Source organism: Methylobacterium variabile (assembly GCF_001043975.1).
GTDB lineage: Bacteria > Pseudomonadota > Alphaproteobacteria > Rhizobiales > Beijerinckiaceae > Methylobacterium > Methylobacterium variabile.
In genome coordinates, this window is the sequence record NZ_LABY01000032.1 from 20,495 (window position 1) to 46,458 (window position 25,964).

Here is a 25,964-nt window from a genome sequence, read left to right on the forward strand (position 1 = left end):
GGTCTGCATTGGTCCGGAATCGTGGGGACGGGTTTAACCGCCCCTTATGTCCTCGTCCCCTATGACGGAGGGCGACACTCCGTCGATGGCCGGGCGCGAGCGCGGCCGGATCCGCCTTGCATGGACCGATGCGCCTCGTCCTCGTCGAACCCGGCCTGATCCTGCGCAAGACCGTCGCCCGTCTCATCGAGGAGGGCGGGCATCAGGTCGAGGCGTTCTCCGATTCGGAGCAGGCCCTCGCCTACGTCGCGGCCCACGAGGACGTGGCCTGCGTCATCACGAGCCTCGAGGTCGCGCCGATCTGCGGCCTCGAACTGTGCTGGTCGCTGCGCTCCCTCGCCGGCACGACGCGGCCGCTGGCCGTGATCGCCATGTCGACCGACCGGGCCGGCGGGCGCCTCGGCGAGGTGCTGGACAGCGGTGCGGACGACTTCATCTCCAAGCCCCCGGAGGCGATCGAGCTGCACGCCCGCCTGCGGGTGGTCGAGCGCGCCTTGAGCCTGCAGCGCAAGCTGATCCGGGAGGCCGACACCGATGCGCTGACCCAGCTCCACAGCCGCGGCGGCTTCATGCGCCGGGCCCAGGCCAGCGTCGCGGCGCTCAAGGCCCACGACCTCCTCTCCGCCTTGATGATCGACATCGACCACTTCAAGGCGATCAACGACCGGCACGGCCACGACAGCGGCGACCGGGTGATCCGCGCCGTCGCCGACGTGCTGAAGGAGACCGGGGCGCTCGCCGGCCGGATCGGCGGCGAGGAGTTCGCCGTGCTGATGCCCGGGCACGGCCTCGGGAGCGCCGGGGTGGTGGCGGACCGGATCCAGAAGACCTGCGCCCGCCTGCGGGTGCCGGGCCGACGCGGGCCGATCCAGGTCACCTGCAGCCTCGGTCTCGCCACCTGGGCCGAGGGCGACACGCTCGAGACCCTGCTCGCCCGCGCCGACGGGGCGCTCTACGCGGCCAAGGCGGGCGGGCGCAACCGGGTGATGTCGGGGACGGGGCACCAGCTCGACCGGGTGAGCTGAGGGACCGCACGGCAGTCAGCCGGTCTGTCGCGGCCGCGTGCCTGCCCCCATTCTCTCGACTCACGACCGCCGGACGAGGCCGCTGGTCGGGCATGGAGCATCAAGACTCACCCGCCGAAGCGGAACGAGCCGGACGCATGGCGTCCGGCCCGCAGGATCCCTCTCGGGGATGGTCCGGCCCGGGGGCGATCCCGGGCCGGCGCCGCCTCACGCCATCGCCTCGTTGCGCAGCCGCTCGTAGTCGGACTTCGGCAGCGGCACCGCGCGGGGCTGGCCGAGGTCCTTCATCGGGATGCGGTAGGTCTCCCGGGCGCTGAAGGCCGCCAGGGCCGCCACCGCGGTAATCCCCAAGGTGATGGCGCCGATGGTGAGCGGGATGTTGGTCGAGCCGGGGGGTGCCACCGTGGCGAACAGGGCCGGCAGCATCGCGGTCACGGCGGTGCCGAGGTTCTGCGAGATCGCCATCGCGGAGACCCGGGTGCGGGTCGGGAACAACTCGGGGTAGAAGCTCGGGAAGACCGCGTTGTAGCCCTGGTAGACGATGCCCCACATCAGGAGCGACATCACGATCGCCAGCGGCACGTTGGCGATGCTGATCGCGTAGAGGTAGCCGAAGGACAGGATGCCGGAGCCGATCGCCCCGACGATGATCGGCGGGCGCCGGCCGATCTTGTCCGACAGGTTGCCGACGAACGGGATCACCACCACCGCCAGGATGTTCCCGAGCACCGGGATCCAGAGATAGACGTCCTTGTGGAAGCCGACGCCGTAGGCCGCCTGGACCGCGTAGGCCGCGCCGAAGATCGTGGTGACCACCGGGATCACGTTCATCAGCGCCATGCACACCACCCGCAGCATGTCGGGCCAGGAGGTGGCGAAGGCCTCGACAATCGGCGCGCGGGCGACCTCGCCCTGCTTCTCCTCCGCCGTGAAGGCCGGGGTCTCGTCGACCTCGCGGCGGATGATGTAGCCGACGATGATGACGATGAAGCTCAGGAGGAACGGGATGCGCCAGCCCCACGCGTTGAAGGCGTCGGCCGGCATATAGTGGGCGAGCGGCAGGAAGACGGCGGCGGCGAGGATCTGGCCGGCCTGGACGCCCTGCAGGGTGAAGCTGGCGAAGAAGCCACGGCGGCCGAACGGCGCGTGCTCCATGGTCATCGAACTCGCGCCCGAGATCTCGCCGGCGACGGCGAAGCCCTGGATCAGGCGCAGGATGACGAGCAGGATCGGGGCGAGGATGCCGACCTGGCTGTAGGTGGGCAAGAGGCCGACCGCGATGGTCGAGAAGCCCATCAGGAACATGCACAGGACGAGGACGTGCTTGCGGCCGTGGGTGTCGCCCCAGTGGCCGAGCACGAAGGCGCCGATCGGCCGGCTGACGTAGCCGACGCCGTAGGTGGCGAGCGACGCCACGATCGCCACGGTCGGGTTGTTGGACGGGAAGAACAGCTGCGGGAAGATCAGCGAGGCCGCCGTCGCGTAGATGAAGAAGTCGTAGTATTCCAGCGCCGAGCCGATCCAGCCGCTCGCGGCGGCCTTCTTCGATTGCTGGCGGTCGTGAAGGGAATCTGCTGGCACGGCACTCATCGGGTTTTCCTCCATTCTCGGGTATGGTCGACGCCGCCACTGGAACCGGGCGGCATGGGGTCTGCCTGTTTTCTTGCTAATATATTAGACAGAATTACTTAAAGTAGGCAGCAATCAAAACGTTCAACTGCAATCTTGCGATCCGCTCCGGCGAGCAGGGTCGGACCGGGCCTCAGGCCGCCATCGGCGCCACGGCGCGGTCGAAGGCCCGTTCCATCGCCTCCTGCGGCGCCTCGCGTCCGGTGAACAGCGCGAAGGCGTCGAGCGCCTGGTGGATGGCGAGCGCGCGTCCCGTCATGGTGCGGGCCCCGATCCGGGCCGCGCCCGCGAGGAGCGGCGTCCAGAGCGGGGAATAGACCGCGTCGGCGACCCACATCCCGGGCCGCAGCAGCCCGAGGGGCACCGGGGTGCCGCGGTCCGGCAGCATGCCGACCGGCGTGCCGTTGACGACGCCCGCCGCGCCGTCGAGGGCGTCCTCGACCCGCCGGCACACGCTCACGCGGCCGGCGAGCGCCCTCGCCACGGCCTCGGCCTTGGCGGGATCGGAATCGACGAGCCGGATCGCGAGGTCCGGGAACTTCGCGAGCGCCACCGCCACGGCCTTGCCGACGCCGCCGGCGCCGATCAGTGCGACCGGGCCCTCCGGCTGCGGCCCGAAGGCCTGCGTCAGGGCGCGGACGAAGCCGCTCATGTCGGTGTTGTGGCCGATCAGGCGCCCGTCGCGGATCACGATGGTGTTGACGGCGCCGACGGCCTGCGCGCCCGCCGACACGTCGTCGAGGAGCGGCAGCACCATCTCCTTGTACGGGTAGGTGACGTTGACGCCCGAGAAGCCGATCGGGGCGAGCGACCCGAGCAGGTCGCGCAGGCGCGGCGCATCCGCGCTGGCGAGGTCGATGAGCTGGTAATGGACGTGGAGGCCAACCGCCTCGGCGGCGGCCTCGTGCATCGCCGGCGAGGCCGAGTGCGCGATCGGCGAGCCGATCAGCCCGAGCAGGATGCGCTTGGCGTGCTCATGGGCGTGTCCGTGAGCCATGGGCGTGCGGCCCCTTTTTGTCGTTCATGCCCGCCCGCGGCGAGCTCTCCCTGAGCCGGACATTACCGCCGCCCCGTCCGTCATCTGAGTACCAATTTACGCGATCATCGTAACATCATGTTACGGTCGACCCGGGGAGGCGGACCTGGTTCGACCGGGCCATCTCCTGGCGCAGGAGGCGCACGAAGCTCGCGGCGAACATGCTGAGCGCGGTCCCGGCCTTCATGGCGATCCAGGTCTCGAAGACCGGTGCCTCCTCGATCGGCAGCACGCGGATGCCCGGGAAGGCGTCGTACGCGATGGTGAACTGGTCGATCACCGCGATGCCGAGGCCCGCCCGCACCAGCGAGCACACGGTCGAGCCGAACCGGGCCCGGATCGTGATCGCGTAGGACAGGCCGCGCTGGCGGAAGATGTCGGACATGATCCGGCCGTAGGGGTCGTTCGGGTCGATGCCGATCAGGGGATGGCGGGCGATCTCCTCGGCCGAGATCGAGGCCCGGGCGGCGAGCGGATGGTTCAGCGGCACGATGCAGAACAGCCCGCCGCGGGCGAGGGGCTCGAAGGTCAGGGCCGGGTGGTCGAGGCGGTAGCTCATCGCCACCACCTCGCCCTTGCCGAGCAGGAGGTAGTCGATCGCCTCCTCGAGCTTGAGGATGTTGATGTCGATGACGAGGTGGGGATAGGCCGCCCGCACCCGCTCGATCGCCCGCGGCACCATGACGTGCGAGATCGACGGCACCGAGCCGATCAGCAGCTCCTGGCCGGAACCGCCCTGCGTGCGCTCCAGGACGAAGCGCAGGTCCTCGACCTTGTCGAAGACGGCGTTGATCTGCTCGAAGACGTGGCGGGCCTGCTCGGAGGGCACCAGGCGGCCGCCGCGCCGGTCGAACAGCCGGATGCCGAGCGAGGTCTCGGTGTACTTCATCAGCCGGCTGATGCCGGGTGCCGAGACGTTGAGGAGCCGCGCCGCGCCGGCGATCGTCCCGGTCACCATCACGGCGCGGGCGACCTCGATCTGGCGCAGGGTCAACATCGTCCGCCGTCCTCTGCCGTGACTCAAGGGCACGCGCCGGTGTTCCGCGGCGGCCCGGGGCGATGCTACACAGGTTTGCCCGGCACGGGCGCTCCCGAGATCCGATGCGCGTCCTCTTCGTCCACCAGAACTTCCCCGGCCAGTACCGCCACGTCGCGCCCGCCCTCGCGGCCCGGCCCGGCACCGAGGTCGTGGCGCTCGGCATCAACCCCGCGCCGCCCCTGCCGGGGGTCCGCCACCTCCGCTACGCCGTCGCCGGACGCTCCAGCCCCGGGATCCACCCCCTCGCGGCGAGCTTCGAGACCGCCGTCCTGCGGGCCGAGGCCGCGGCGCGGGCGGCGCGGGCGCTGAAGGCCGGGGGCTTCCACCCGGACGTGATCTGCGGCCATTCGGGCTGGGGCGAGACCCTGTTTCTCAAGGACGTCTGGCCGGGGGCCCGCCTCCTGACCTTCGCGGAGTTCTTCTACGGCGCCTCCGGGGCCGATACCGGCTTCGACCCGGAATTCCCGTCGCCCGAGGGCGACGCCCTGCGCATCCGTGCCCGCAACGCCGCCCAGCTCGTCGCCTTCGAGGCCTCGGACCGGCTCGTCAGCCCCACCGCCTGGCAGGCGAGCCGCGTCCCCGCCGCCTTCCGCGACCGGCTCAGCGTCATCCACGACGGCATCGACACCGACCTGCTGCGGCCGGACCCGGGCGCGAGGATCGCCCTCGGCCGGGACGGGGTGTCGCTCGGGCCCGACGACGAGGTCGTCACCTTCGTCAACCGCAACCTCGAGCCCTATCGCGGCTATCACAGCTTCATGCGGGCGCTGCCCGAGATCCTGCGCCGGCGGCCCCGGGCCCGGGCGGTGATCGTCGGCGGCAGCGACACCAGCTACGGCGCGAAGCCGCCCGAGGGCCGGACCTGGCGCGAGATCTACCTCGACGAGGTCAGGTCCGCCCTCGACCTGTCGCGGGTCCACTTCGTCGGCAAGGTGCCCTACCGCGACTACGTCGACCTGCTGCGCATCTCGGCGGCGCACGTCTACCTGACCTACCCGTTCGTGCTGTCGTGGTCGATGCTGGAAGCCATGGCGCTCGGCTGCTGCATCGTCGGCTCGGCGACGCCGCCGGTCGAGGAGGTGATCCGGCACGGCGAGAACGGCCTGCTGGTCGACTTCTTCTCGGCGCCCGCGATCGCCGAGGCGGTGGTCTCGGTGCTGGCCGATCCCGGTGCCGCGGCGCCGCTGCGCGCGGCGGCGCGGCTGAGCGCGCAGGCCTAAGACCTCAAGCGGGTCTGCCTGCCGGCCCAGCTGCGCCTCGTCGACGAGGTCGCCGCCGGGGGCCGGCCCGCCGCGTGAGCCGGCCCCGATCCCGCGGCCGGACGTTTCCCCGGCCCCGGCACCTCGCCGAGGAGGGGCAGAAGCCGCTATGCTGGCCCGATCCGCCTCTCACCGATTCCGACCGTTGGACCATTCCGTGCGCCTGACCCAGATCACCCACCACGACCTCGACGGCTACGGCGCCGCGACCCTCGTCGCGGCCTATGCCGAGCCTGCCCGCGTCGTGCACGTGCCGCGCTACGGCGATGTCGGCCCCGTCGTCGACGACGAGCTGAAGCGCCTCGGCAAGGCCAAGGCGGCGGAGATGGTGCTCATCACCGATCTCGGCATCGAGGAGCCGACGATCGCCTTCCTGCGCCGCTTCGCCGCCATGAACCGCAAGCGCGAGCCGGAGGCGCCGCACCGGCTGGTGGTGCTCGACCACCACACCTCCTCGATCGACCAGATGCGCCGCCAGGGGCTGGAGCCGAAGCCCGCGCCTGAGAACCCGCGCCTGTCGCGCTTCGACCTCGGCGACCCGGCCGTCACGGTGCTGGTCGACGAGGGCTCGAGCGCGACCCGGATGGTCGACACCCACCGCGCCCTGTTCGCGACCCGCGAGCCGGACCCCGCCCGGGCCGAGGACCTCGCCCTTCTGGTGGCCTCCGTCGACGCCCTCGACCTCTGGCGCAAGGACGATCCCCGCTTCCCGGGCGGCTTCGCCCTCGACGAGATCTTCTGGGACAATGTCGGCACCCTGGTGCCGGTCGGGCATCCGGACCACGACCCGTTCGTCGCCCGCCTGCTGCTCGAGGCGACCGCCAAGCTTCGCGCCGGCGCCACCCCGGCCGAGCTCGAGCGCGCCGTGCCGGCGATCCGCGGCGCCATCGTCGACGACCTGATGCGCGACGCGCCCGACGACGATCCGGCGCTCACCACGCGGCAGCGGATGGCCCGGGCGCTCGCCCGCTCCGACGCGCTGTTCCACGCCCTCTCGGACGGCACGCTCCTGTCCTTCGCCCTCGATGCCGGCACCTTCCAGCGGGTCTCGGACCTGGTGATGGCGAGCGGGCGGGCCAGGCGCCTCGTCAACGTGCAGCGCGCCGGCACCCTGTCGTTCCGCTCGATCGACGGCACCGCCCTCGACGGCGCCCGGCTCTTCCGCGGCGGCGGCCACCAGGACGCCGCCGGCGGCAAGCTCCCGAGCGGCACCGCCTTCTCCCTCTCCGACGCCGTGGCGCAGGTCGAGCCGGTGCTGAACCCGCCGAAATCCGCGACCGCCGACAGCCCGTTCGCGGCCCTGCGCAACTGGAAGGGGTGAGGGCGCATCCGCGAGCCGGTCGGACCGCCCGCCGGTGCGATCCCCGTTGCCGCCGGGCGGCCTGCGCTCAAAGATCGCGCCGGATCACGATAAATGAGGGGGACGGGCCGCATCGCGGCGCGCACAAGGCGGGACGCAGTCTCGCGTGGTTCACGCGACGACGATGTCCCACGAGACCTTCCTGGCAGTCACGCCAAGCTTCTACGATGCGGCGCTTTCGGGAGGTCTCTCAATCGAGGATCCCGGACGATGGCCGATCTTCCTCTCTCAGCAGTGCCGGGCTGGTCGCCCGATCAGGTCGCGCGCATGGGCCGGGCGTGGGTCACGACCGCCGAGCAGGTCGTGGCGGTCAGCGCCACGGATGGCGGCCTGCATTCCGTGGCGGAGCAGCTCGGCATTCCCGATGCCGAGGCGCAGCGCCTCGTCGCGGCCGCGCACGCCGCCCTGCCGTCCGCCACCGCCCGGGAAATGGCGCAGCCCGCGGATACCAGCCAGTACGGCCTGGGCGTGCTGAAGCCGTAGCAGGGCGGTTCGGCACGGTCTCGTCCGGCCGGCATGCCGGATCGGGCGGCGCAGGGCCCGGATCGCCGAGCACGACCCGGTGGATCGCGCCCGGCCCAGTCTGCCGTCAGGGTCCGCGCCCCGGCGTCAGGTGTCGACCTTGTCGCCCGTGATCGTGATCTTCACGTTGCGGCCGACCTCGATGGTGACGGTCGACGGCTTGCCTTCCGTCTCCGCCTCGCTGACGGCCTCGTCCCCCATCATGCCCGGCACGGCGGCGGTGAAGGCTTCCGTGGCGTCGTTGGCGATGTACTGATAGGGAATCGTGCCGTAGCCGGCCCCGTACGGGGACTGGGAAGCCCAGTTCGTGCTCCAGCTGTTGCGCACGATGAACCAGCCGCCGCCCGGACTGGCGGGATTGTCCTGGTAGCCGACGAGGCAGACCGCGTGCCCGCCGACGGCGGGTTCGCTGCCGATTCTCATCGTGATGCGGCCGGAGCGACGGGTCTCCGCCGACTGGTACCAGCTGTTGTAGACCGGTATGGACAAGGTGACCGCCCGCTGCCGTGCCATGTGCGCCTTGTAGGCTTGCACGTTGCGTGTCGGCACGGCGATCGTCGTGAGCCGGTACCGCAACCCGTCCGTCCTCGCCCGGACTGGAACGGCGCCATGGTTGTTGCAGGGCGGGTTGGGGTTGTAGGGCCAGACGATCTCGCGACACTGACCGCGGGAAGTCAGGACGGTCACGGCCTTCGACTGCCACGTGCCGCATGCGGACGGATAGCCGTCGATGAGCTTGACCTCGTAATAGAGGTGCTGCTCGGATAGATCCTGCGGCGTTCCGCGGCGGCGCAGGATGTATTCGTGCAGGGCCGTGAGCGTGAACGCCACGCAGGTTCCGCGTGAGGCCTGATTCCGGATCGGGGTCATGTAGGGGATCAAGTTGATCGAGGCGGGAAGCTCGATCGCCTCCTCGAGCGTCATGGCCCCGGCCGAGGCTTCCGCCGTGGCGAGCATCTCCGGCGTCATCGGCAGGACGCCGAGTCCGAACTCCGCCGGCGCCGGTGAGCTCACCAGCGCGGCGCGCTCCGCCGGGAGGGCCTTCAGGTATCTCTTGACGAAGGCATCGAATGCTTTCTCGTCGAGGCTGAGCTGTGATTTGAGTTCGTCGCGCACGTTGGGGATGGATGAAATCGCGACCAGTTGCTCGATGTCGTCGATTCCCAGCGACGCCAGGGCACCCGCAGAGTTGCTCTCGGCGCCGACGGCGGCGGCATTCAGCATCTGATCCAGGCGCTGGCCTCCGAATCCGGAATATCCAGCTGCTTCATTCCGAACTGATTCAAGATCTTGCTCTGGCATTGTCCTCTCCCTATCTCTTCAATGGGCGCTCCATAATTTTTTCGTTGTGGTGACATCCGGCATGAAATCACAAGCGCAGTTGAATTTCATCGACTAAACGGAGTACGATGAGTTGCAATAAGGAGGTAAAATGCGAGTTCGCTTTTTTTATTTTTTGCTCTGATATTGCGAAGCTTTTTTGCAGGCTTACTATCGAAGTGACGGTTGATAGAGGATTGGCTTGGCCCTATCGTTCTTGGGCGAGCCTCGGGGGTTTATGCGTGCCGGCTGCGGCGCACCCCGGATCTTCATGGGTCAGATCTTCATGGAGCCGCCACGGTCATGACCGATCCCATCACCACCGAGAGCGGGAAGCCGCTCACCGAGGTGCCCGGCTGGTCGCCCGATCAGGTCGCGCGCATGGCGCGGATCGGCGTCTCCACCGCCGAGCAGATCGTCGCGGTCGCCGCCACGAGCGGCGGTGCGCGCGCGCTGGCGGAGCAGCTCGGCGTCCCGGAGGCGGAGGCGCAGCATCTCGTTGCCGCCGCCCGCACGGCGTTGCCGCCCGGCACGGTGAAGGCGCTGGAGCAGCCCGTCGATACCTTCGAGTACGGCCTCGGCGTTCCGCTTCACGGGCCCGAGTGAGCAGCCTTGCCGGATCGGCATGCCGATGGCTGTCATCCACCGGTTATGAACGGTCCGGCGTCGCTGCTCCACGCAGCGTGAGCGGGTCGCAGCCCCGCCTCCGCTCCGGGCCCGCGCCGATGAGGGCGGTCCGCCGCCGCTACCCGGCCGCGCTCTCGATCCCCGCCATCCCGCCTTCGGCATACCGCGCGCCCGCCGCCGCGCCCGGGGCGAACAGGGCGTCGAGGGCCGCGATGTCGGCCGGCGTCAGGGCGAGGTCGGAGGCGGCAGCGTTCTCGGCCAGGCGCTCGGGCCGGCGGGTGCCCGGGATCGGGATCACGTGCGGGGCGCGGGCCATCAGCCAAGCGAGCGCCACTTGGCCCGGGGTGGCCCCGCGCTCGCGGGCGAGGTCGCCGAGGGCTGCGGCCAGTGCGCGGTTGCAGGCGAGCGCCTCGCCCTGGAAGCGCGGGTTGCCGCGGCGGAAATCGTCCGGCGCCAACGCCTCGACGTCGAGGGCGCCGGTGAGGAAGCCGCGGCCGAGGGGCGAGTAGGCCACCAGGGCGACGCCGAGCTCGCCGCAGGCCTGGATCAGGCCGGCTTCGGGCTCGCGGCTCCACAGCGAGTACTCGGTCTGCACCGCCGCGATCGGGTGGACCGCGTCGGCCGCCCGCAGGGTCTCGGGGGAGACCTCGGACAGGCCGAGCGCCCGCACCTTGCCGGCCTCGACGAGGCGCGCCATGGCGCCGACCATCTCGGCCACCGGCACGGACGGGTCGCGGCGGTGGCAGTAGTAGAGGTCGATGGTCTCGACGCCGAGGCGCCGCAGGGAGGCCTCGCAGGCGGCGGTGAGGTAGGCCGGGCTGTTGTCGATCCGCCGCGCGCCCGAGCCCTCCTCGCGCACGATGCCGAACTTGGTCGCCAGCACCACCTGGTCGCGGCGGCCCCGCAGCACGCGCCCGATCAGGGCCTCGTTGCGGCCGTGGCCGTACATGTCGGCGGTGTCGAGGAAGTCGTAGCCCAGCGCCAGGGCCGCCTCCAGGGCCGCCGGCGCCGCGGCCTCGTCGGTCGGGCCGTAGAATTCCGAGAAGCCCATGCAGCCGAGGCCGGGGGCGGAGACGGTGAGGCCGGAGCGGCCGAGGGAACGTCGCTGCATGGGATCTCTCCTGGACGAGCTGCCCCGATCTGGCATTCCGGCCGCCGCCGGATAAGCTCCGCCATACCGCATGAACCGATGAGCCAGGCTCACCAATGGTCCGCGCCGACCTTCCCGACCTCGCGGCCTTCGCGGCGGTGGCCCGGCATCGCAGCTTCCGGCGGGCGGCGGCCGAGCTCGGCCTCTCGCCCTCGGCCCTCAGCCACGCCCTGCGGGGGCTGGAGGCGCGCATGGGCGTGCGGCTCCTCAACCGCACCACCCGCAGCGTCGCGCCGACCGAGGCCGGTGCCGCCCTGCTGCTGCGGCTCGCGCCGGCCTTCGACGACATCGCGCAGGCGGTGGCCGAGGCCGGCGCGCAGGCGGCGCGGCCCGCCGGGACCCTGCGCCTCAACGCCCCGCGCAGCGCCTGTCGCCTCGTGCTGATGCCGCTCCTCGTCCGCTTCCTCGCCGCGTATCCGGACGTCCGGGTCGAGGTGGCGAGCGACGACGCCCTCACCGACATCGTCGGCGAGGGCTTCGATGCCGGGGTGCGCTTCGGCGAGCGCCTCGCCCTCGACATGGTGGCGGTCCCGTTGAGCGGGCCGCAGCGCTTCGCCGTCGTCGCCGCGCCGGCCTACCTGGCCCGCCGCGGCACCCCGGCCGAGCCGGGGGACCTCGCGGGCCATGCCTGCCTGCGCCAGCGCTTCCCGGGCGGAGGGCTGTTTCACTGGGAGCTGGAGCGCGACGGGGTCGTGTCGGCGGTCTCCGTCGACGGCCCGCTGATCCTCGGCGACCAGGAACTGATCCGGCTCGCCGCCCTCGACGGGGTCGGGGTCGGCCTCGTCTTCGAGGGCTACGTCGCCGCCGACATCGCGGCCGGGCGCCTGGTGCGGCTGCTGGCGCCGTGGTGTCCGCCCTTCCCGGGCTTCCACCTCTACTATCCGGGGCGCCGGCAGGTGCCGGCGCCGCTGCGGGCCTTCCTCGACGTGGTGCGGCAGGAGGCGGGCCGCCTCGCGCCGCCCTGATCCGGCACATCGTCGCCTTCGCCTCCTGCCGGCCCGTGACGGGACCGAGGCCGGTCCCGCTTCCCACAGGGCCGGTTCCGGCCTCGCCTCAGGCCTTCCCCCGCCCTATGGGCGGGCCCGCGGCGTCCCGCGCCGGTGGCCGCTCACGCCTTCACGAAGGCCAGGAGGTCCGCGTTCAGCACCTCGGCGTTCACCGTCAGCATCCCGTGGCTGTAGCCCGGATAGGTCCTGAGCGTGCCGTTCCGGAGCAGCGTGACCGACCGCCGGGCGCTGTCGTCGATGGGCACGATCTGGTCGTCCTCGCCGTGCAGGACGAGGGTCGGCACCGAGATCGCCTTCAGGTCCTCGGTCTGGTCGGTCTCGGAGAAGGCCTTGATGCCGTCGTAATGGGCCTTGGCGCTGCCCATCATGCCCTGGCGCCACCAGTTGCGGATGACGCCCTCGGAGACCTGCGCGCCCGGCCGGTTGAAGCCGTAGAACGGCCCGGTCGGGACATCGAGGAAGAACTGCGCCCGGTTGGCGGCCAGCGCCTCGCGGAACCCGTCGAAGACCTCGATCGGCAGGCCGCCGGGATTGGCCTCGGTGCGCAGCATCAGCGGCGGCACGGCGCTCACGAGGACGGCCTTGGCGACCCGCCCCTGCGGCTCGCCGTGCCGCGCGACGTAGCGCGCGACCTCGCCGCCGCCGGTGGAGTGGCCGACATGGATGGCGTTCCTGAGGTCGAGGTGCTGCACGACGGCGGCCGCGTCCGCCGCGTAGACGTCCATGGTGTGGCCGTCCCAGACCTGCGCCGACCGGCCGTGGCCGCGCCGGTCATGGGCCACGACCCGAAAACCCTTCTGCACGAAGAAGAGCATCTGCGCGTCCCAGTCGTCGGAGGAGAGCGGCCAGCCGTGGTGGAACACGATCGGCTGCGCGTCCCGAGGGCCCCAATCCTTGTAGAAGATCTGAACGCCGTCGCCGGTGGTCACGAAGCTCATCGGGAAGTCTCCTCGCACGGGACGCCGGCCCACGGCCGCGTCGGCGAGGAGAATCTAACACGACGGGGCCACTCCGGGGCGGTGACCACAGGAGAAAGGAGACGTCCGGAAGGGGGCTCCGGGATGCGCCGTCCGGGGACGCTCAGACGGCGATCCGCGTCCCGGCGGAGGCGAGGTGCGGCGCTCCGGTCAGGACGCCCTGGAACCCGACGAGCGGCGCGCCGACACGGAAACCGCCGCCGTCGATCCGCAGTTCCCGGATCGTGTCCTCGTGCGGTCCCACCCGCTTCTTGACCACCGACACCGCCCGGCGCAGCCGCCCCGCCGCCTCGAAGAACCGGAACAGCACCACCGTGTCGCTGAGGTAGGTCAGGTCCACTGCCGACGACATCTGGCCGAGCAAGCCGTGCTGGGCCAGCACCAGCAGCGTCGTCACGCCTTGCTGGTTCAGGTAGGTCAGGATCTCGTGCATCTGCAGCAGCAGATACTGCTCGCCCGGCATCGCGCTCTGGTAGCCGGTCAGCGAGTCGATCAGCACCAGTCGCACGTCCTCGTCCTCGACGGCGTGACGCACCATCGCGGCGAGCTCCCCCGGCGAGACCTCCGCCGGGTCGATCTGCTCGACCCGCAGCCGCCCCTCCGCGATCGGCTCCCGGATGTCCATGCCCAGCCCCGCCGCCCGCCGCAGCAGGATCCCGGTCGGCTCGTCGAAGCTCAGGATCAGCCCGCGCTCGCCCCGCGCCAGCGCCGCCACCATGTAGGCGAGCGCCGTCGAGGACTTGCCCACCCCGGAGGGGCCCAGCAGCATCGTGCTCGTGCCGCGGTCGAGCCCCCCCGCCCAGCAGCGCGTCGAGGCCCGGGTTGCCGCTGCCGAGCTGGTCAACCGTGTAGGCGTGGCCGTGCTCGGCCGCGATCAGGCGCGGAAACACCGTCAGGCCGCCGCGGCGGATGACGTAGTCGTGGTAGCCGCCGCGGAAATGCGTGCCGCGCATCTTGATCACCCGCAGGCGCCGGCGCTCGCCGCCGTAGACGGGCGCGAGCTGCTCGAGGCGGATCACCGCGTGGCAGAGGCTGTGCAGGTTGAGGTCGTCCTGCTCGGCGGTGAGGTCGTCGAGGAGGAGCGCGGTGGTGTCGTGGATGAGGAGGTAGCTGCGCAGCGCCAGCACCTGGCGGCGGTAGCGCAGGGAGCCCTGGGACAGGAGGCGGATCTCGGACAGGCTGTCGAAGACGACGCGCTGGGGCCTGACGCGCTCGATCTCCGCGATGGCGAGGCGGACGGACTCGCCGAGCTCGAGGTCGGAGGTGTGGACGAGGCTCTGCTGCTGGCGGGGGTCGAGGCTGAGCTCCGGGGGCACGAGCTCGAAGATCTCGATGCCGTCGAGGCTCCAACCGTGGCGGGCGGCGACGGAGGCGAGCTCGCGGCGGCTCTCGGAGAGGGTGATGTAGAGGCAGCGCTCGCCGCGGCGTGCGCCGTCGAGGAGGAACTGCAGCGCCAGGGTGGTCTTGCCCGAGCCCGGCCGCCCCTCGACTAGGTGGGCGCGGCCGGCCTCGTAGCCGCCCGTGAGGATGACGTCGAGGCCGGCCGCTCCGGTGGGGATGACGGCGTCGGCAGGTCGCGAGAGCATGCGGGCCCTTTCAGGAGGCGGCGCGCGACGCCGCCGGGTTCGCCGGCCGAGCCGGTCCGCGCACCGATCAGGGCCCGGCGCCGTTCAGTCCGCGTCGCTCGCCGTGCCGCCTGCGGGATCGCTCGCCGCATCGTCTGCGGAATCGACCGCCGCGTCCTCCGACGAGCGCCTGAGCGGCTGCTGCGCGAAGGACGGCTTCGAGGGCTTGTTGCGCCGCCCGGTCGCGGGCGAGGCCGGCACGGCCGGCATCTCCGCCAGGCGCGCGACGCGCTGCTTGAACTCTTCGGTCGACGGGCTCCGCGCGGAGCCGGTGATGAACATCTTCGCCATGGTTGATCCTCGTGCAGGAACACGGATCACGGCCCCACCGAAGGAAGATCGAGCGCGGACGAGGCGTGGTCTCGCGCGAAAGCTCGCTTTGACTGAGGGGCTGAACGATCCGTTCGACGGGTCGTCACGCCGGTCGGAACTTGAAGCCCCGAGCTTCACCGCGGCGGCCGATTGCCGATTGCTGGCCTCCGTCGGTCTCCGGCTCGCAGGAGACGGTCCGGCCGTCGGTGAGGGTGGTCAGCTCCGCCCGTGCGGCGGCGGAAAGGCGGACGATCACGCCCCTGCCGCCACCGGCGGGCTGGATGAAGCCGAAGCCCTTCTGGCCGTTGAACCATTTGGCCGTGCCGACGCTCATGTCCGACCTCCCCGAGAGCTTGCTGCCCGCGAATCGTGCGGCAGGAAGAAGCAACGATATCACTGGGAGGGAGTGTCAGAGCCGGCGCCCGATACCTCAGGTCACAAGATCCAAAAAAGCCAGCCACATATCGACTGTTCTACTATGAACGATTTTGCCGCTGCTGACAAGGCAGCTTCTTCTTCGCATTTGTTATATGCCGGAGCGATCTGCGAAGCAGGAAGCCTTGGCTCATCGCTGAGATCGCGGCCGGATCAGAGACCCGCCGCCCCGGCCATGGCCCGGGGTGCCCTGCCGAAGGGAGGGCTGGTCCGGCGGCGGGGGGTGGATCGAAGGGGCGATCGCACCGCGATCGGGCGCGGCCCGGAGCAGGCTTGCATGGCGGGCCAATGCTTCGTCCGCTCGGACCGCAGCTCGTGCCGCGGGGTTCCGTCGCGAAGCCCGGCGGCCGATCGGGCGAGGCCGGCTCAGCGCCGCCGCGGGTCGGCGGGGCGGAAGGCGCGCTCGACGGCAGCGGTCGCGCTGGCGTAGGCCCGCTCCTCGCTGTCGTGCGGGCGGTCCGATCGCTCGAGAAGCTTACCGTGCTTTCGGATCGCCCAGCCGAATTTTCCTTTCGGGCTGTTCAGCGGGGCCACCTCGATGGAGAAGGGATAAAATTCGTTGTCGCTCATCGGCGGGTGTATGGCACGGAACGCCCGCGAAGGACAGATGCCCATCTGCGGGCGGCACCGGGCCGGTCGGCGCTCGACGGGGCAGGCCGGCGCGTGCGATAGCCGGCGCAACTCCCGCATCCCTTCCGCAGGACAAGGGCGGCCGTCCGCAGCGACCTGCTTTCTTCGCCGCAGATCAGACCAAGGTTTCACTGCCAAGATTTCGATCTGTCCCGACCTTTCATCCTCGAGCCTGTCATCCCCAGGCCCGACTTCCCCAAGCCGCCCATCACCAAGCCGCCCGTCCCCTGGCCCGATCGCCGACCGGTGGCCGCTCGTCCCGGCGCGCCGCGGTTCGAATGGAGTTCCGTCCTTGATTCCGTGGGTTCACCTCGACACCAGTTCCATCCCCGGCGAGACCGCCGCCCTGCGCCTCATGCGGCGCGGCGACGAGTTCGCGATCGTGGTCGATACGATCGAGCTGATGAACAGCCGCCGCAGCGGGTCGGAGCGGGCCCTCGCCACCCTGGCCTGCGCGCGCCTGCGCGACCGGCCGCGGCCGCGCGTGCTGATCGGCGGGCTCGGCATGGGCTTCACCCTGCGGGCGGCCCTCGGCGAGCTCGGGCCCGACGCGCAGGTCGTCGTCGCCGAGCTGATCCCGGCCGTCGCCGCCTGGGCGCGCGGACCCCTCGCGCACCTGTTCGCCGGCAGCCTCGACGACCCCCGCGTCGCCCTGCACGAGACCGACGTCCATCACCTCATCGCGGCGGGCCCGGGCGGCTACGACGCCATCCTGCTCGACGTCGACAACGGCCCGGAGGGGCTGGTGCAGCGCACGAACGACCGCCTCTACGACGTTGCGGGCCTCGGCCGCGCCCACCGGGCGCTGCGGCCCGGTGGCCTGCTCGGGGTGTGGTCGGAGAGCCCCGACCGCAAGTTCAAGTCCCGGCTGCAGCGCGGCGGCTTCGCGGTCGAGGAGCACAAGGTGCGCTCGGCAGGGAGCGGCGGCCGGCACGTGGTCTGGATCGCGGCGCGGATGGAGGGAGCGGCCGGGAGCGTGGGCCGGCGATAGAGGTGCGGCCGTCTCCGAGGCGAGCCGGCCTCCGTTGGCCGGCTGACGTCCGACTTCACCTCACGACACCCATGGTCGCCGGGATAGCTCCTGCGGCGGCGTCGGCGCCGTGAGGCGCATGGCGTGAGAAGGGGAGGGCACCGTCGCCGGGCGAGGCCACCATCCCCTGCGAGCCGCCGACGCGCTCGAGGTGAGGTCTAACCGACCTCGATGTCGCTGGCGCCAGGGAACAAGCTCGGCTTCAGCTCGAAGAACTCGACTTTGAGCTTCTTGTTGGTCGCGTATTTCGTGCGCCAGCGGCCCAGCGTGAAATTCTGCATGAATTTGGCTTCAGACGAGCTGTTTGAATAGATCAGAGTTTTGTCCTCATCCGCTGGATCGACCTTGCCGAGGACGCCGACATGCCCGATCGTCCACTTGCCGCCCACCGACGCACTTGCCGAAATAATGACCGCCCCGGCGATCGGCTTCGTGGTGGGGTTGTGCTTGTTTCGAAGGACGACCACCATATTGGCCGTCGCAAGGCCACCGCCGATCTGCTTGCCGAGCGCCTTGCTGGCGCATTGGTTGACCGCCCAGGCGCAGGCGAGATTGCCGCCGTCGGTCCCCGGCGCGTCGGCCGATGAGAACCCATCCTTCGCCATCTTGACGGCCATCTTGAGAAACTGTGAGTTCAGATCGGCTTGGCTGAGAGGGGTGCCGCCGCCTGCGATGTCGTCGGCCTGCTCCTGGCCTTCGCCGCGATAGGCCTTGAGAACCTCCGTCGCGCGCGAGGTGATCGATAGCGCACCCCCGGTGGTTTGATCCTCCGGCTTGACTTCCGGCGTGACCTCGGCGTTGCCACCGCCGTCAACGCGCACGAGGACCGGATCGCCTCCTTCTTCGTCGCTCGATCCGACGATGTGATAGGTGACGCCGTCGCCGGTCTTGAACGTCTCGAGCACCTTGAGTCTTGCCGAGTCTTCGAACAGCGTTTTGGCCGCCTCTGGTACGTCCGTCATGGTCGTTCCTCCCATCATCATGCGTGTCAAGAATCCGGAACGCTGGCACATCGTACGCACGGCCGAGGATGCTAATGCACCAGACCGTTGATCCATCTCCGTTCGCCAATTTCAAGACGGATTTGCGGAAATTCGAGGGTGGATCCAAGATATTCTTTCAATGATAGCCGGTGCTCTCAAATCATAACTAAATACATGATTTAATGGATTTATTGATATTCGTCGGCGATGATCGATGTCATGTTGAATAAAGCAGTCGTTCAGCTTCGCGCAGGGTCCGAAGGGCATCGTTCGGCGGGGTGCCTCCCTCCAAATTCGACGATTGTTGCTCCACCTTTTTGATGGCGTCCGAGATCAGCTGTCCAGCTTTGTGCTTGTCTTCCTTGGCTTTCTGGGCCGCGTTAGTGGCGGCGTCGGCCTGCTTGCGGGATGCGTTTGCTTGCTGTTCTGCCGGCAGCCGCCCGAAATAGTAGCCTATCACTGTTCCGAGAAACCCCAAGGCCAAGAGAAGAATGTCCTTCTGTCGTCCGAAGGCTTCGGCGTTGAAGTTGTTCACGACTCCTGCCGCTTGATAAGTCCAGACGAGCAGCACGAGCGTAACCCCGACGAGCGCGGCGCCGATCGCTGCGGCGATGTACTCTCGGATCTCCAGGCTCGTGCTGTCGGTCGACGACGTCTCGGGCGACGTCTTGGGTGAGGTCGGCGGCGGACTCGTGGGTCCCTCGTGGTCCGGCATCGCCGTCACCTGCTCATCAGGTCACGACCCGGCGCGCGCTCGTCGGCCTCCGGCAGCCGCTTGTTGAGTTCGGCGAAGAAATCCTGCGGGGACAATTGCTTCCCGCGGATGGGCGCGCCAGCGGCTCCGTCGATGTATGGCACGAAGGACGCTGTCGCGTGAACGATCCACAGCGCAGCAACCTTGGCCGCCGGCACCTCGATCGCCCTCAACTCGCAATCGCCCTCCAACGGCTTGGCGGCACGCTCCGCGAGGCCGGCGGCCTCCAGCAGCGCCGCTGCGTTCGGGTTGCGCGCGATGCTGCTGAAGCGCGTGTCGTTGTTCCGTTCATGGAGGTCGACGTAGGAGACCTCCCCGCCCCCCTCCGTCTCGAGCAGGTAGCGCCAGCCGACCATCTCAGCCTTGTCCAGGGAGGCGACTCCGTACTCGCGAAGGTCGTCCAGCTTGAGCCTGTAAATCGGGATCGGCTTCGACAAATCGAGGGCCGCGCCGCCTGCCAGGGGATCGTCGGAGCCGAACAGCCCCAGATCCCGCACGGCCTTTCCGATGACTTTGGCGCCGTCCCGTGGCGCATCCGCTCTCAGTGAAATCGCCATGGTCAGGCTCCCACCAAGTCTTCCTCGGAGACCGATATCGACCTCTCGGCGACCGCCGCGTCCGTTGCTTCCAAGCCGCCGGCGACCGCCGGGGAGACCGGAGCGGTGAAGTAGGTGACGTTCCACCATCCGCCGGCCTCGTAGCGCGACGCGAATTCGGTGAAGGCTACGTCGACCTCCCTGTAGATCGGGTCGGTCACCCTGATGAATTTTTCTCCGGACGGCGATTCCGAGTAGCCGAAGATTGCCTGGAAGTGGCCGCCGCCACCGTCCCAGCCGACACGTGTAGCGATGACGCGATTGCTGTCGATTTCGCTCTTTATATCCTCGAAGGAGACGCCGGGCCAGTCGTCCTGATTGTTCAGAACGACCCAGCGCACGAAGTTCGACGTTTTCTTCAGGGCCTCATCGAGGCGCGCTTGCTTGTTGCACTGGCTTTCGGCTTCCTGCGGATCGCAGCAGACTGCCTTGGCGAGCTGCGCATCGGCAACCCGGCATTGCGTCCATGGGCTGGCATGATCGTAGAATCTGGAAATCGAGCTGGCCACTGCCGCCCAGCACCATTGAGTTTGGGTTTGATGATCAACGCGAAAAGCCAACTCGTTGGAACGAGAAGCGGCCTTGCTCTCAAACATTGTCTCAGATCTGCCCGCTTCGATTGTCTTTGCCGGCAGGCTCGGCGCAAGCTTATCTGTAGGGCCTAGGAAGCCAGGTATAGGCATCGTCACCTTCCCACAGCATTGGCCGTTCCTGGATCTAAAATATAGCCGAGTGCTGTCTCATCTGTAAATCAGGAAAATGAGACATCATACGAAATCCGCCTGATTTGTTCCGTGCCAATAAAGCCTGGGATCCCCTCTCCAGGCGATCCCGGGCTTGCCCGGGATCGCTGCAAGGTGTGGGAGAGGGGTAGGGGTGAGGGTGCTACGGTTCAGTGTGTATCGCTGAGCGTCGTGCTGGCAGCGGGACGGTTAGAGCTAGACTCAGTACCGTATCACCCTCACCCCTGGCCCCTCTCCCACACGGGAGAGGGGAGATGCGCTCTGTCTTTATGCGAACGGATCAAGTGCAACGCGGATCACTCGGAGAGTGCGTGTCATGGCCGGCTGACGACGACTGCCAGGCGTCCGTCCGCAGGGTGCCTCCGGTCGGGTCCGGACCTCCGATGACGCCCGGCCGGACGTCGCGAACGGGTCGCGCGGCGCCCTCGCCGGGCCGCGCCGACGGGGCGTCGGCCCTACCGCGCCGCCCCCACCTCCAGCGTCCCGAACGCCGTCCGCCCGTAGCGCTCGGGCCGGTACATGTCCTCGATCGTCGCCGCCGGGTGGACGTAGCGGCCGGGCGTCACCGCCCGCACCGTGTAGGCGACGCTGAAGAAGGCGGACTGGCTCGGGTCGCGGTCGTAGGCCGCCACGAAGCGGTCGTCGCGGAACTCGGTGTGGGTCGGCTTCACGTCCGAGTTGGTCAAGGCGGATGACTTGGCCCAGGCGAGGCCGGCGGTGGCGTCGGCGTCGAGGAGCTTCGGGTTGTCGATCTCGAGGCCCGCCGGCAGGCGGTCGACGAGGAGCAGGCGCCCGGCGCTCGCCTTGGCCTCCGTCACCTTCAGCACCACCACCAGGCGGTCGTTCTGGCGTAAGGACCCGAGGTCGGCCGGGCTGCCGTCGAGGCGGTGGTAGCTGCGCTCGATCGCATAGCCCTTCGCCTCCGCCGGCTCTGGCACCGCCGGGTTGCCGGAGATGCCGAGGGCGAGCTGCACCGGGGCGGTGCCGCGGTTCGCGACCGTCACCGGCCGGGCCTCCAGGGCGGCGCCCGGCAGGGTGCGGTAGAGCGCCCCCGGCACCGCCGTGCCGTCGACCGCGAGCGCCATCGCGCCGGTGTCCTGGCCGGCATCCTTGGCGAGCTCGGCCGCTGCCAGCACCAGCCAGGCCTGTTCCTGGGTGCTGGTCGGGCGGCCGGAGCCGCGCTCCTCGCCCACCACGGCACCGACCGGGCCCAGGGCCTCGCGCGCCATCCCGGTCTCGGCGGCCAGCGCGATCAGTCCGGCGCCGTCGCGCAGCCGCGAGCCGTAATCGGCCCGGTAGGCGCCGCTGTCGCGCTCGGCCCGCAGCGCCGCCACGGCGGCCTCGAAGGCGATGCGGGCCCGGGCCCGGTCGCCCAGCAGCGCCAGGGCCGCGGCGATCTGGCCGCGGGCGAGCGGTGTCGCGAAGGAGGCGAGCTTGGTGTCGGCGAGGTAGCGCAGGTCGCCCATCACCGGCCGGCCGTTGCGGGCGAGCACGTAGGCCGCGTAGGCGAGGTCGAGGCCGCCCTCGGTGACCTCGGTGGCGTTGGCGACCGTGTTGCGCAGCCGGTCGAGGGCCAGCGTCATCGCGGTCTGCGGCACCGGGATGCCGCGCTCCCGCGCCCGGGTCAGGAAGTCGGTGGCGTAGGCGGTGAGCCAGAGATCCTCGGCGTTGCCGGCCGACCACAGCCCGAAGGCGCCGCTCGAATCCTGCCGCGCCAGCACCCGCTCGACGGCGCCGCGCACCCGCTCGTCGGCCGTGCCGTCGAGGCCGAGCTGCGCCAGCGTCGCGAGGCGGTTGACCGACAGGAGCGGCAGGGCCCGGCTCACGATCTGCTCGGTGCAGCCATACGGGTAGCGGTCGAGGGCCTGGAGCAGGGCCGGCACGTCGATGCCGCCGAAGGGCGAGGCCGCCACCGTGACCGAGCCGGTGCCCGGGATCACGTCGGCGAGGAGGTCGCCCGACAGGGTCAGGCTGGCGCCGGGCTCGAGGGTGCGGACCTGGCGCCGCAGCAGCGCCCCGGTGCCGGGCTGGACGCCCAAGGCGAAGCTCTGGCCGGCGGGCTCGGTCAGCCCCGGCCCGGTCAGCCGCAGGTCGAGGCGGGCGAGGCCCGGCCCCGCGGCGGGGGGCGGGATCTCGACCGTGCCGCGCCCGCCGGGCTCGAGGCGCAGGGACCGGCTCAGCGCACCCGCCGGCACCACCACCGGGCCGGCGAGGTCGATGTCGACGGTGTAGTCGCCGCCCGTCCCCTCGACGTTGTCGAGGGCGACGTGCAGGCGCGAGCGGTCGCCGACGTCGAGGAAGCGGGGCAGGGTGCCGCTCGCCACCACGGGATCGCGGATGACGACGTCGGCGGCGGCCGCCCCGACCCGGGCGGCGCTCCAGGCCGTCACCATCACCCGGGCGGTGCCGTTGAAGGCCGGCAGCGGGAAGCTCACCTCGGCGCGTCCGTCCGGCCCGACGGTGACGACGCCCGAGTAGCGCGCCAGCGGCGCCTGCGCCGGCGGCGCCCCCTCCAGCTCCGCCCCGCCGGCATCGCCGCCGGAGCGGATCGCCCCCAGCGTGCCCTGCATGCCGTCGATGAGGTAGCCGTAGAGGTCGCGGATCTCGGCCGAGAGCGCCTTCTGGCCGAAGAAGAACCCGAACGGGTCCGGGTTGGCGTAGCGGGTCAGGTTGAGGATGCCGACATCGACCGCCGCCACCGTCACCCGGGCCTCCTCGCCGGGCTTCAGGTCGGAGAGGCGGATCGGCAGGCGCAGCTCGCCCCGGGGCCGGACCTTCGTCGGCGCCTCGAGCGCGACGCCGAGGGAGCGCGCGTCGCGGTCGATTCCGAACCAGGCGAGGCCGAGCGCCCGGCCGGGCAGGCGCTTGGCCGCCTGGTCGAGGGGCCGGTAGGCGGTGGCGACGAGGTAGGCGCCCGCGCCCCATTCGGGCTTCACCGGGATCTCGACGGTGCTGCCGGCCGCCGGCAGGTCGAGGGTGCGGATCTCGTGCACCCGGTCGCTCACCACCGCCACGGTGGCGGTCCCGGCGAAGCGTGGGCGCAACCGCGCCCGCAGGGTGTCGCCGGTGGCGTAGGCGTCGCGGTCGAGGGTGAGGTCGAGGAGGTCGGGGGCGTCGGCGCTCTCGGATCCGCCCCAGCCGACGGCGAAGGAGAGGCTCGCCGCCTCGAAGCCGGACCCGCGCACCTCCAGGCGGTAGGAGCCGAGATCCACCGGCACCGCCACCCGGGCCGGCGCGCCGGCCTCGAGGGCGAGGCGGCCGTTCGCGACCTTCGCGGTGGTCTTGACCGGCTCGTAGGACCAGCGCCCGTCGGCCCGGTACCACTGGTAGCGCCGCTCGACCCGCAGGAGGGTCCAGCTCGCCTCGCCGGCGAGGCGCGCTCCGTCGGGGCGAGCGGCCGCCACGTCGAAGGTCGCGGTGGCGCCCTCGCGCAGCTCGCCGAAGGCTTTTCTGATGCCCAGGACCGGGCCGGCAGGCAGGATCGGCAGGGTCAGGCTGCGCTGCACCGCCCGCCCGCCGGGCTCGCCGACCTGGAGCGAGACCCTGGCCTCGAACGGTCGCGGCCCGGAGCCGGCCGGCACCGGGGCCCGCACGGTGGCGCGGCCCTGCGCGTCGGTGGTGACGGGTGTGTCCAGCTCCGCCGTCACCGGCTCGACGCGCTCGTCGTCGAGGCCGGTGGAGAAGTCCTCGAAGCCCGCGACGCCGCTGCGGGCGGCCGGCTGCACCGCGACCGTGCCGCCGACGCTCAAGGCCGCGCCCGGGGCGCCGTAGAGGTAGCGGGCCACGACCGCGACCGTCGCCGGCTCGCCCGGCCGCAGGGCGGGCTCCGCCGGCGTCAGGCTGACGTCGAGGCGCTCGGGGACGTAATCCTCGACGAGGAAGCTCGCCTCTCCGACGGGGGGCGCCTTCGGGTCGGTGTAGGCGGCAACCCGCCAGGTGCCTCCTTGCGCGCCGGGCAGGAGCGGCAGGGAGAAGGCGCGGCCGCCGAGGCCGCCATCGGGGACTTGCGCCCGGCGGTACTCGACGCCGTCCGGGCGCTTGGCCACCAGGGTGAGGGGCAGGTTCGGGATCGCCGCGCCCTTCGCGTCGCGCAGGAGCGCGGTCAGCTGCACCGTCTCGCCGGAGCGATAAACCCCGCGCTCGGGAAACAGGTAGGCCTCCGCCGCCCCGGGCGCCGGCCGGCCCTTCACGCCGCGGTCGGCGAGGTCGAAGGCGCCGAGCGACAGGTCGAGGAAGCCGTAATCGTCGCCGAGGCGCGCCACCACCAGGCTCGGCGCCGCCCCGCCCTCGCCGCGGGCGAGGCCGGGATCGAAGGCGGCATGGCCCTGCCCGTCGGTGCTGCGGGTGGCGAGCACCTCGTTGTTGCGGGCGACGAGCCGGATCTCCGCCCCCTTCAGCACCCCGGCCGAGGCGAGCGAGCGGGCCAGCACGTGGATGCCGTCCCGGCCCTTGAAGGCGGTGAGGCCGAGATCCGAGACGACGAACCACTGCGTCGCCTCGCTCTCGTAGCCGCCCTCCTCGGCGTCGGCGAGGGAGGTGCTGCCGCTCGGCCGCGCCGTCATCACGTAGAGCCCGGGCTCGACCTTGCCGACCGCCTGCAGCACCGGGAAGGCGGTCACCGCCTCGCGGTTCAGCTCGGCCGGGGCGGTGTCGAGGCTGCCCTTCCAGACCTGCACGCCGCGCTCGCGGGCGATGGTGCGGGCGGCGGAGCCTGAGAGCTGCGACAGGAACTCGTCGGTGCGCAGGGCCGGCAAGAGGCCGCGATCGCCGATGCGCAGCACCTCGACGTCGAGCTTGGGGGCGTTGACCGAGACCAGCGGCACCCCGGCCTGGCCGGTGCGGGGCAGCACGTAGTTGCGGCCGGTGAAGCGCACCTGCGGGCTGCGGTCGCGGACGTAGATGTCGTAGTCGGCGGCCTTGCGCAGGGACTCGCCCACGCTCGAGGGCAGGCCCTGGCGCAGGACGACGCCGTAGCGCTCGCCGTGGCGCAGGCCGTCGACGCAGACCTGCTGGCCCTGGGCCGTCACGGCGGCGTCGGTCGCGCCCGACACGGCGACGAAGGGCGCCACGTCCGCCTTCGGGTCGATCGTCTCGGAGAGGGTGAAGCAGGCGCGCGGGGCGGCGGCGTCGGAATCGACCTTGTAGTCGAGCACCCGGAAGCCGTGGGCGTCGCGCAGGGCCTCGTAGGTCTTGGCGGTCTCAGGGGTAGCCGCCAGCGCCAGGCTCGCCGCGTAGGCCTCCAGCGCCGGGCGCCAGCTCTCCTGCCGGGCCTGGACCGCGCCGAGGAGGGCGAGCGCCCGCGCCTCGTCGGCCGGGCCGGTCGCCCGCTGGTAGGCCAGGTAGGCGCCGGCCCGGGCCTCCGCCTTCAGCTTCTGGCCGGCGTCGTAATCGTCGGTCTCGGCGCCGTCGGCGGTCTCCGCCAGGGCGTACCAGCTGCGCCAGTCCGCCGGATCGGCCGCGGCGGCCCGGCGATAGGCGGTGAGCGCCCCGTCGGTGTCGTCCTTGAGCCGCAGGGCCTCGCCCTCCCGGCGCCACTGCGCGGCGGGCTTCCCCCCGCTGCCCGCCTCGGCGGCCAGCCGCGCCTCGAGCCGCACCGCCTCGCTGGCGAGGCCGGGGCGCACGAAGCTCTTCGGCGCGGGCTTGCGGGGCGCCGGCTGCACCAGGGCGCTGCCGCGGGGCGCCGGCTGCTGGCCCAGCGCCGGGACGCCCGCGAGCACCGTCAGGGCGCCGGCCAGTCCTCCCGCCAGGCGCCCGACCCGGGTGATGATCGACATGTCCGGCCTCGCAGCAAGTCCCGCCCCGCGAGAGCCTAGCATTTGCGCGCACAGGCGCAACGCGGGCCGAGCCTGGAAGTCCGGCGCCGCCTCTGCCACTCTCCGGCGCCTATCCCCGGAGAGCCCGATGC

The 25,964-nt window shown here is 71.0% G+C and carries 21 protein-coding genes and 1 pseudogene; 7 read left to right on the forward strand and 15 right to left on the reverse strand.

Going from position 1 to position 25,964, the window contains the following annotated elements:
- Window positions 1-128: 128 nt before the first annotated feature.
- Window positions 129-1,025 (forward strand): GGDEF domain-containing protein, encoded by an 897-nt coding sequence (locus tag VQ02_RS05615; RefSeq protein ID WP_048443179.1) that lies wholly within the window; start codon window positions 129-131, stop codon window positions 1,023-1,025.
- 207 nt (window positions 1,026-1,232) lie between these two features.
- Here VQ02_RS05615 and VQ02_RS05620 read toward each other — a convergent pair whose 3' ends face one another.
- From VQ02_RS05620 to VQ02_RS05630, 3 genes are all read right to left on the reverse strand, one after another.
- On the reverse strand, window positions 1,233-2,606 hold the full coding sequence (locus VQ02_RS05620; RefSeq protein WP_245239634.1) for an MFS transporter: 1,374 nt from the start codon (window positions 2,604-2,606) through the stop codon (window positions 1,233-1,235).
- Window positions 2,607-2,787: 181 nt separating this feature from the next.
- Entirely contained in the window at window positions 2,788-3,651 is an 864-nt protein-coding gene (locus VQ02_RS05625) for a shikimate dehydrogenase (protein ID WP_048443181.1), read from the reverse strand.
- Window positions 3,652-3,766: 115 nt separating this feature from the next.
- Entirely contained in the window at window positions 3,767-4,687 is a 921-nt protein-coding gene (locus VQ02_RS05630; RefSeq protein ID WP_048443182.1) for a LysR family transcriptional regulator, read from the reverse strand.
- A 104-nt stretch (window positions 4,688-4,791) separates the two neighbouring features.
- Between VQ02_RS05630 and VQ02_RS05635 the strand changes: the two genes are divergently transcribed.
- The 3 genes from VQ02_RS05635 (at window position 4,792) to VQ02_RS05645 (ending at window position 7,831) form a co-directional block, all read left to right on the forward strand.
- A complete protein-coding gene (locus tag VQ02_RS05635; protein ID WP_245239635.1) occupies window positions 4,792-5,949 on the forward strand; it encodes a glycosyltransferase in 1,158 nt (385 codons plus the stop codon).
- A gap of 196 nt (window positions 5,950-6,145) precedes the next feature.
- A complete protein-coding gene (locus VQ02_RS05640) occupies window positions 6,146-7,309 on the forward strand; it encodes a dimethylmenaquinone methyltransferase (protein WP_048443199.1) in 1,164 nt (387 codons plus the stop codon).
- Between the two features lie 249 nt (window positions 7,310-7,558).
- Window positions 7,559-7,831, forward strand: a complete 273-nt coding sequence (locus VQ02_RS05645; protein WP_157080514.1) for a hypothetical protein — start codon at window positions 7,559-7,561, stop codon at window positions 7,829-7,831.
- A gap of 126 nt (window positions 7,832-7,957) precedes the next feature.
- Here VQ02_RS05645 and VQ02_RS05650 read toward each other — a convergent pair whose 3' ends face one another.
- On the reverse strand, window positions 7,958-9,094 hold the full coding sequence (locus tag VQ02_RS05650; RefSeq protein ID WP_048443184.1) for a C1 family peptidase: 1,137 nt from the start codon (window positions 9,092-9,094) through the stop codon (window positions 7,958-7,960).
- Window positions 9,095-9,493: 399 nt separating this feature from the next.
- Between VQ02_RS05650 and VQ02_RS05655 the strand changes: the two genes are divergently transcribed.
- Window positions 9,494-9,796, forward strand: coding sequence for a hypothetical protein (locus VQ02_RS05655; protein WP_048443185.1), 303 nt, complete (start codon window positions 9,494-9,496; stop codon window positions 9,794-9,796).
- 139 nt (window positions 9,797-9,935) lie between these two features.
- On the opposite strand, the gene VQ02_RS05660 is transcribed toward VQ02_RS05655, so the two are convergent.
- Window positions 9,936-10,928 carry an aldo/keto reductase gene (locus VQ02_RS05660; protein WP_048443186.1) on the reverse strand — a complete coding sequence of 331 codons (993 nt, stop codon included), beginning with the start codon at window positions 10,926-10,928 and terminating at the stop codon, window positions 9,936-9,938.
- A 95-nt stretch (window positions 10,929-11,023) separates the two neighbouring features.
- On the opposite strand from VQ02_RS05660, the gene VQ02_RS05665 reads away from it, so the two are divergent.
- Window positions 11,024-11,932: a LysR family transcriptional regulator gene (locus tag VQ02_RS05665; RefSeq protein ID WP_048443187.1), complete on the forward strand. Its 909-nt coding sequence runs from the start codon at window positions 11,024-11,026 to the stop codon at window positions 11,930-11,932.
- Between the two features lie 143 nt (window positions 11,933-12,075).
- Here VQ02_RS05665 and VQ02_RS05670 read toward each other — a convergent pair whose 3' ends face one another.
- From VQ02_RS05670 to VQ02_RS05690, 5 genes and pseudogenes are all read right to left on the reverse strand, one after another.
- On the reverse strand, window positions 12,076-12,912 hold the full coding sequence (locus VQ02_RS05670) for an alpha/beta fold hydrolase (RefSeq protein ID WP_048443188.1): 837 nt from the start codon (window positions 12,910-12,912) through the stop codon (window positions 12,076-12,078).
- A gap of 142 nt (window positions 12,913-13,054) precedes the next feature.
- Window positions 13,055-14,537 (reverse strand): annotated as a pseudogene (locus tag VQ02_RS05675) (ATPase domain-containing protein).
- A gap of 84 nt (window positions 14,538-14,621) precedes the next feature.
- A complete protein-coding gene (locus VQ02_RS05680) occupies window positions 14,622-14,867 on the reverse strand; it encodes a hypothetical protein (protein WP_048443189.1) in 246 nt (81 codons plus the stop codon).
- Between the two features lie 124 nt (window positions 14,868-14,991).
- Complete coding sequence (locus VQ02_RS05685) at window positions 14,992-15,222, reverse strand: cold-shock protein (protein WP_048443190.1); 231 nt, start codon at window positions 15,220-15,222, stop codon at window positions 14,992-14,994.
- Window positions 15,223-15,689: 467 nt separating this feature from the next.
- Window positions 15,690-15,893: a hypothetical protein gene (locus tag VQ02_RS05690; protein WP_048443191.1), complete on the reverse strand. Its 204-nt coding sequence runs from the start codon at window positions 15,891-15,893 to the stop codon at window positions 15,690-15,692.
- A gap of 352 nt (window positions 15,894-16,245) precedes the next feature.
- Here VQ02_RS05690 and VQ02_RS05695 point away from each other — a divergent pair, with 352 nt between their 5' ends.
- Window positions 16,246-16,944, forward strand: a complete 699-nt coding sequence (locus VQ02_RS05695; protein ID WP_048443192.1) for a spermidine synthase — start codon at window positions 16,246-16,248, stop codon at window positions 16,942-16,944.
- A gap of 197 nt (window positions 16,945-17,141) precedes the next feature.
- On the opposite strand, the gene VQ02_RS05700 is transcribed toward VQ02_RS05695, so the two are convergent.
- From VQ02_RS05700 to VQ02_RS05715, 5 genes are all read right to left on the reverse strand, one after another.
- Window positions 17,142-17,945 (reverse strand): hypothetical protein, encoded by an 804-nt coding sequence (locus VQ02_RS05700; protein ID WP_048443193.1) that lies wholly within the window; start codon window positions 17,943-17,945, stop codon window positions 17,142-17,144.
- Window positions 17,946-18,183: 238 nt separating this feature from the next.
- Window positions 18,184-18,681, reverse strand: a complete 498-nt coding sequence (locus VQ02_RS36765; protein WP_157080515.1) for a hypothetical protein — start codon at window positions 18,679-18,681, stop codon at window positions 18,184-18,186.
- 5 nt (window positions 18,682-18,686) lie between these two features.
- Complete coding sequence (locus tag VQ02_RS05705; protein ID WP_157080516.1) at window positions 18,687-19,277, reverse strand: hypothetical protein; 591 nt, start codon at window positions 19,275-19,277, stop codon at window positions 18,687-18,689.
- Between the two features lie 2 nt (window positions 19,278-19,279).
- Window positions 19,280-19,912 (reverse strand): papain-like cysteine protease family protein, encoded by a 633-nt coding sequence (locus tag VQ02_RS35395; protein WP_167350712.1) that lies wholly within the window; start codon window positions 19,910-19,912, stop codon window positions 19,280-19,282.
- 602 nt (window positions 19,913-20,514) lie between these two features.
- The gene (locus tag VQ02_RS05715; RefSeq protein WP_048443195.1) at window positions 20,515-25,833 is read right to left on the reverse strand and encodes an alpha-2-macroglobulin family protein; all 5,319 of its coding nucleotides are present in this window, start codon (window positions 25,831-25,833) and stop codon (window positions 20,515-20,517) included.
- Window positions 25,834-25,964 lie beyond the last annotated feature (131 nt).

What these genes read in the sequence shown, in the direction of transcription:
- VQ02_RS05615 (WP_048443179.1), top strand. Translation starts at nt 129, where the DNA reads ATGCGCCTCGTCCTCGTCGAACCCGGCCTGATCCTGCGCAAGACCGTC.
- VQ02_RS05625 (WP_048443181.1), bottom strand. Translation starts at nt 3,651, where the DNA reads ATGGCTCACGGACACGCCCATGAGCACGCCAAGCGCATCCTGCTCGGG.
- VQ02_RS05630 (WP_048443182.1), bottom strand. Translation starts at nt 4,687, where the DNA reads ATGTTGACCCTGCGCCAGATCGAGGTCGCCCGCGCCGTGATGGTGACC.
- VQ02_RS05635 (WP_245239635.1), top strand. Translation starts at nt 4,792, where the DNA reads ATGCGCGTCCTCTTCGTCCACCAGAACTTCCCCGGCCAGTACCGCCAC.
- VQ02_RS05645 (WP_157080514.1), top strand. Translation starts at nt 7,559, where the DNA reads ATGGCCGATCTTCCTCTCTCAGCAGTGCCGGGCTGGTCGCCCGATCAG.
- VQ02_RS05650 (WP_048443184.1), bottom strand. Translation starts at nt 9,094, where the DNA reads ATGCTGAATGCCGCCGCCGTCGGCGCCGAGAGCAACTCTGCGGGTGCC.
- VQ02_RS05655 (WP_048443185.1), top strand. Translation starts at nt 9,494, where the DNA reads ATGACCGATCCCATCACCACCGAGAGCGGGAAGCCGCTCACCGAGGTG.
- VQ02_RS05660 (WP_048443186.1), bottom strand. Translation starts at nt 10,928, where the DNA reads ATGCAGCGACGTTCCCTCGGCCGCTCCGGCCTCACCGTCTCCGCCCCC.
- VQ02_RS05665 (WP_048443187.1), top strand. Translation starts at nt 11,024, where the DNA reads ATGGTCCGCGCCGACCTTCCCGACCTCGCGGCCTTCGCGGCGGTGGCC.
- VQ02_RS05670 (WP_048443188.1), bottom strand. Translation starts at nt 12,912, where the DNA reads ATGAGCTTCGTGACCACCGGCGACGGCGTTCAGATCTTCTACAAGGAT.
- VQ02_RS05680 (WP_048443189.1), bottom strand. Translation starts at nt 14,867, where the DNA reads ATGGCGAAGATGTTCATCACCGGCTCCGCGCGGAGCCCGTCGACCGAA.
- VQ02_RS05685 (WP_048443190.1), bottom strand. Translation starts at nt 15,222, where the DNA reads ATGAGCGTCGGCACGGCCAAATGGTTCAACGGCCAGAAGGGCTTCGGC.
- VQ02_RS05690 (WP_048443191.1), bottom strand. Translation starts at nt 15,893, where the DNA reads ATGAGCGACAACGAATTTTATCCCTTCTCCATCGAGGTGGCCCCGCTG.
- VQ02_RS05700 (WP_048443193.1), bottom strand. Translation starts at nt 17,945, where the DNA reads ATGACGGACGTACCAGAGGCGGCCAAAACGCTGTTCGAAGACTCGGCA.
- VQ02_RS36765 (WP_157080515.1), bottom strand. Translation starts at nt 18,681, where the DNA reads ATGCCGGACCACGAGGGACCCACGAGTCCGCCGCCGACCTCACCCAAG.
- VQ02_RS05705 (WP_157080516.1), bottom strand. Translation starts at nt 19,277, where the DNA reads ATGGCGATTTCACTGAGAGCGGATGCGCCACGGGACGGCGCCAAAGTC.
- VQ02_RS35395 (WP_167350712.1), bottom strand. Translation starts at nt 19,912, where the DNA reads ATGTTTGAGAGCAAGGCCGCTTCTCGTTCCAACGAGTTGGCTTTTCGC.
- VQ02_RS05715 (WP_048443195.1), bottom strand. Translation starts at nt 25,833, where the DNA reads ATGTCGATCATCACCCGGGTCGGGCGCCTGGCGGGAGGACTGGCCGGC.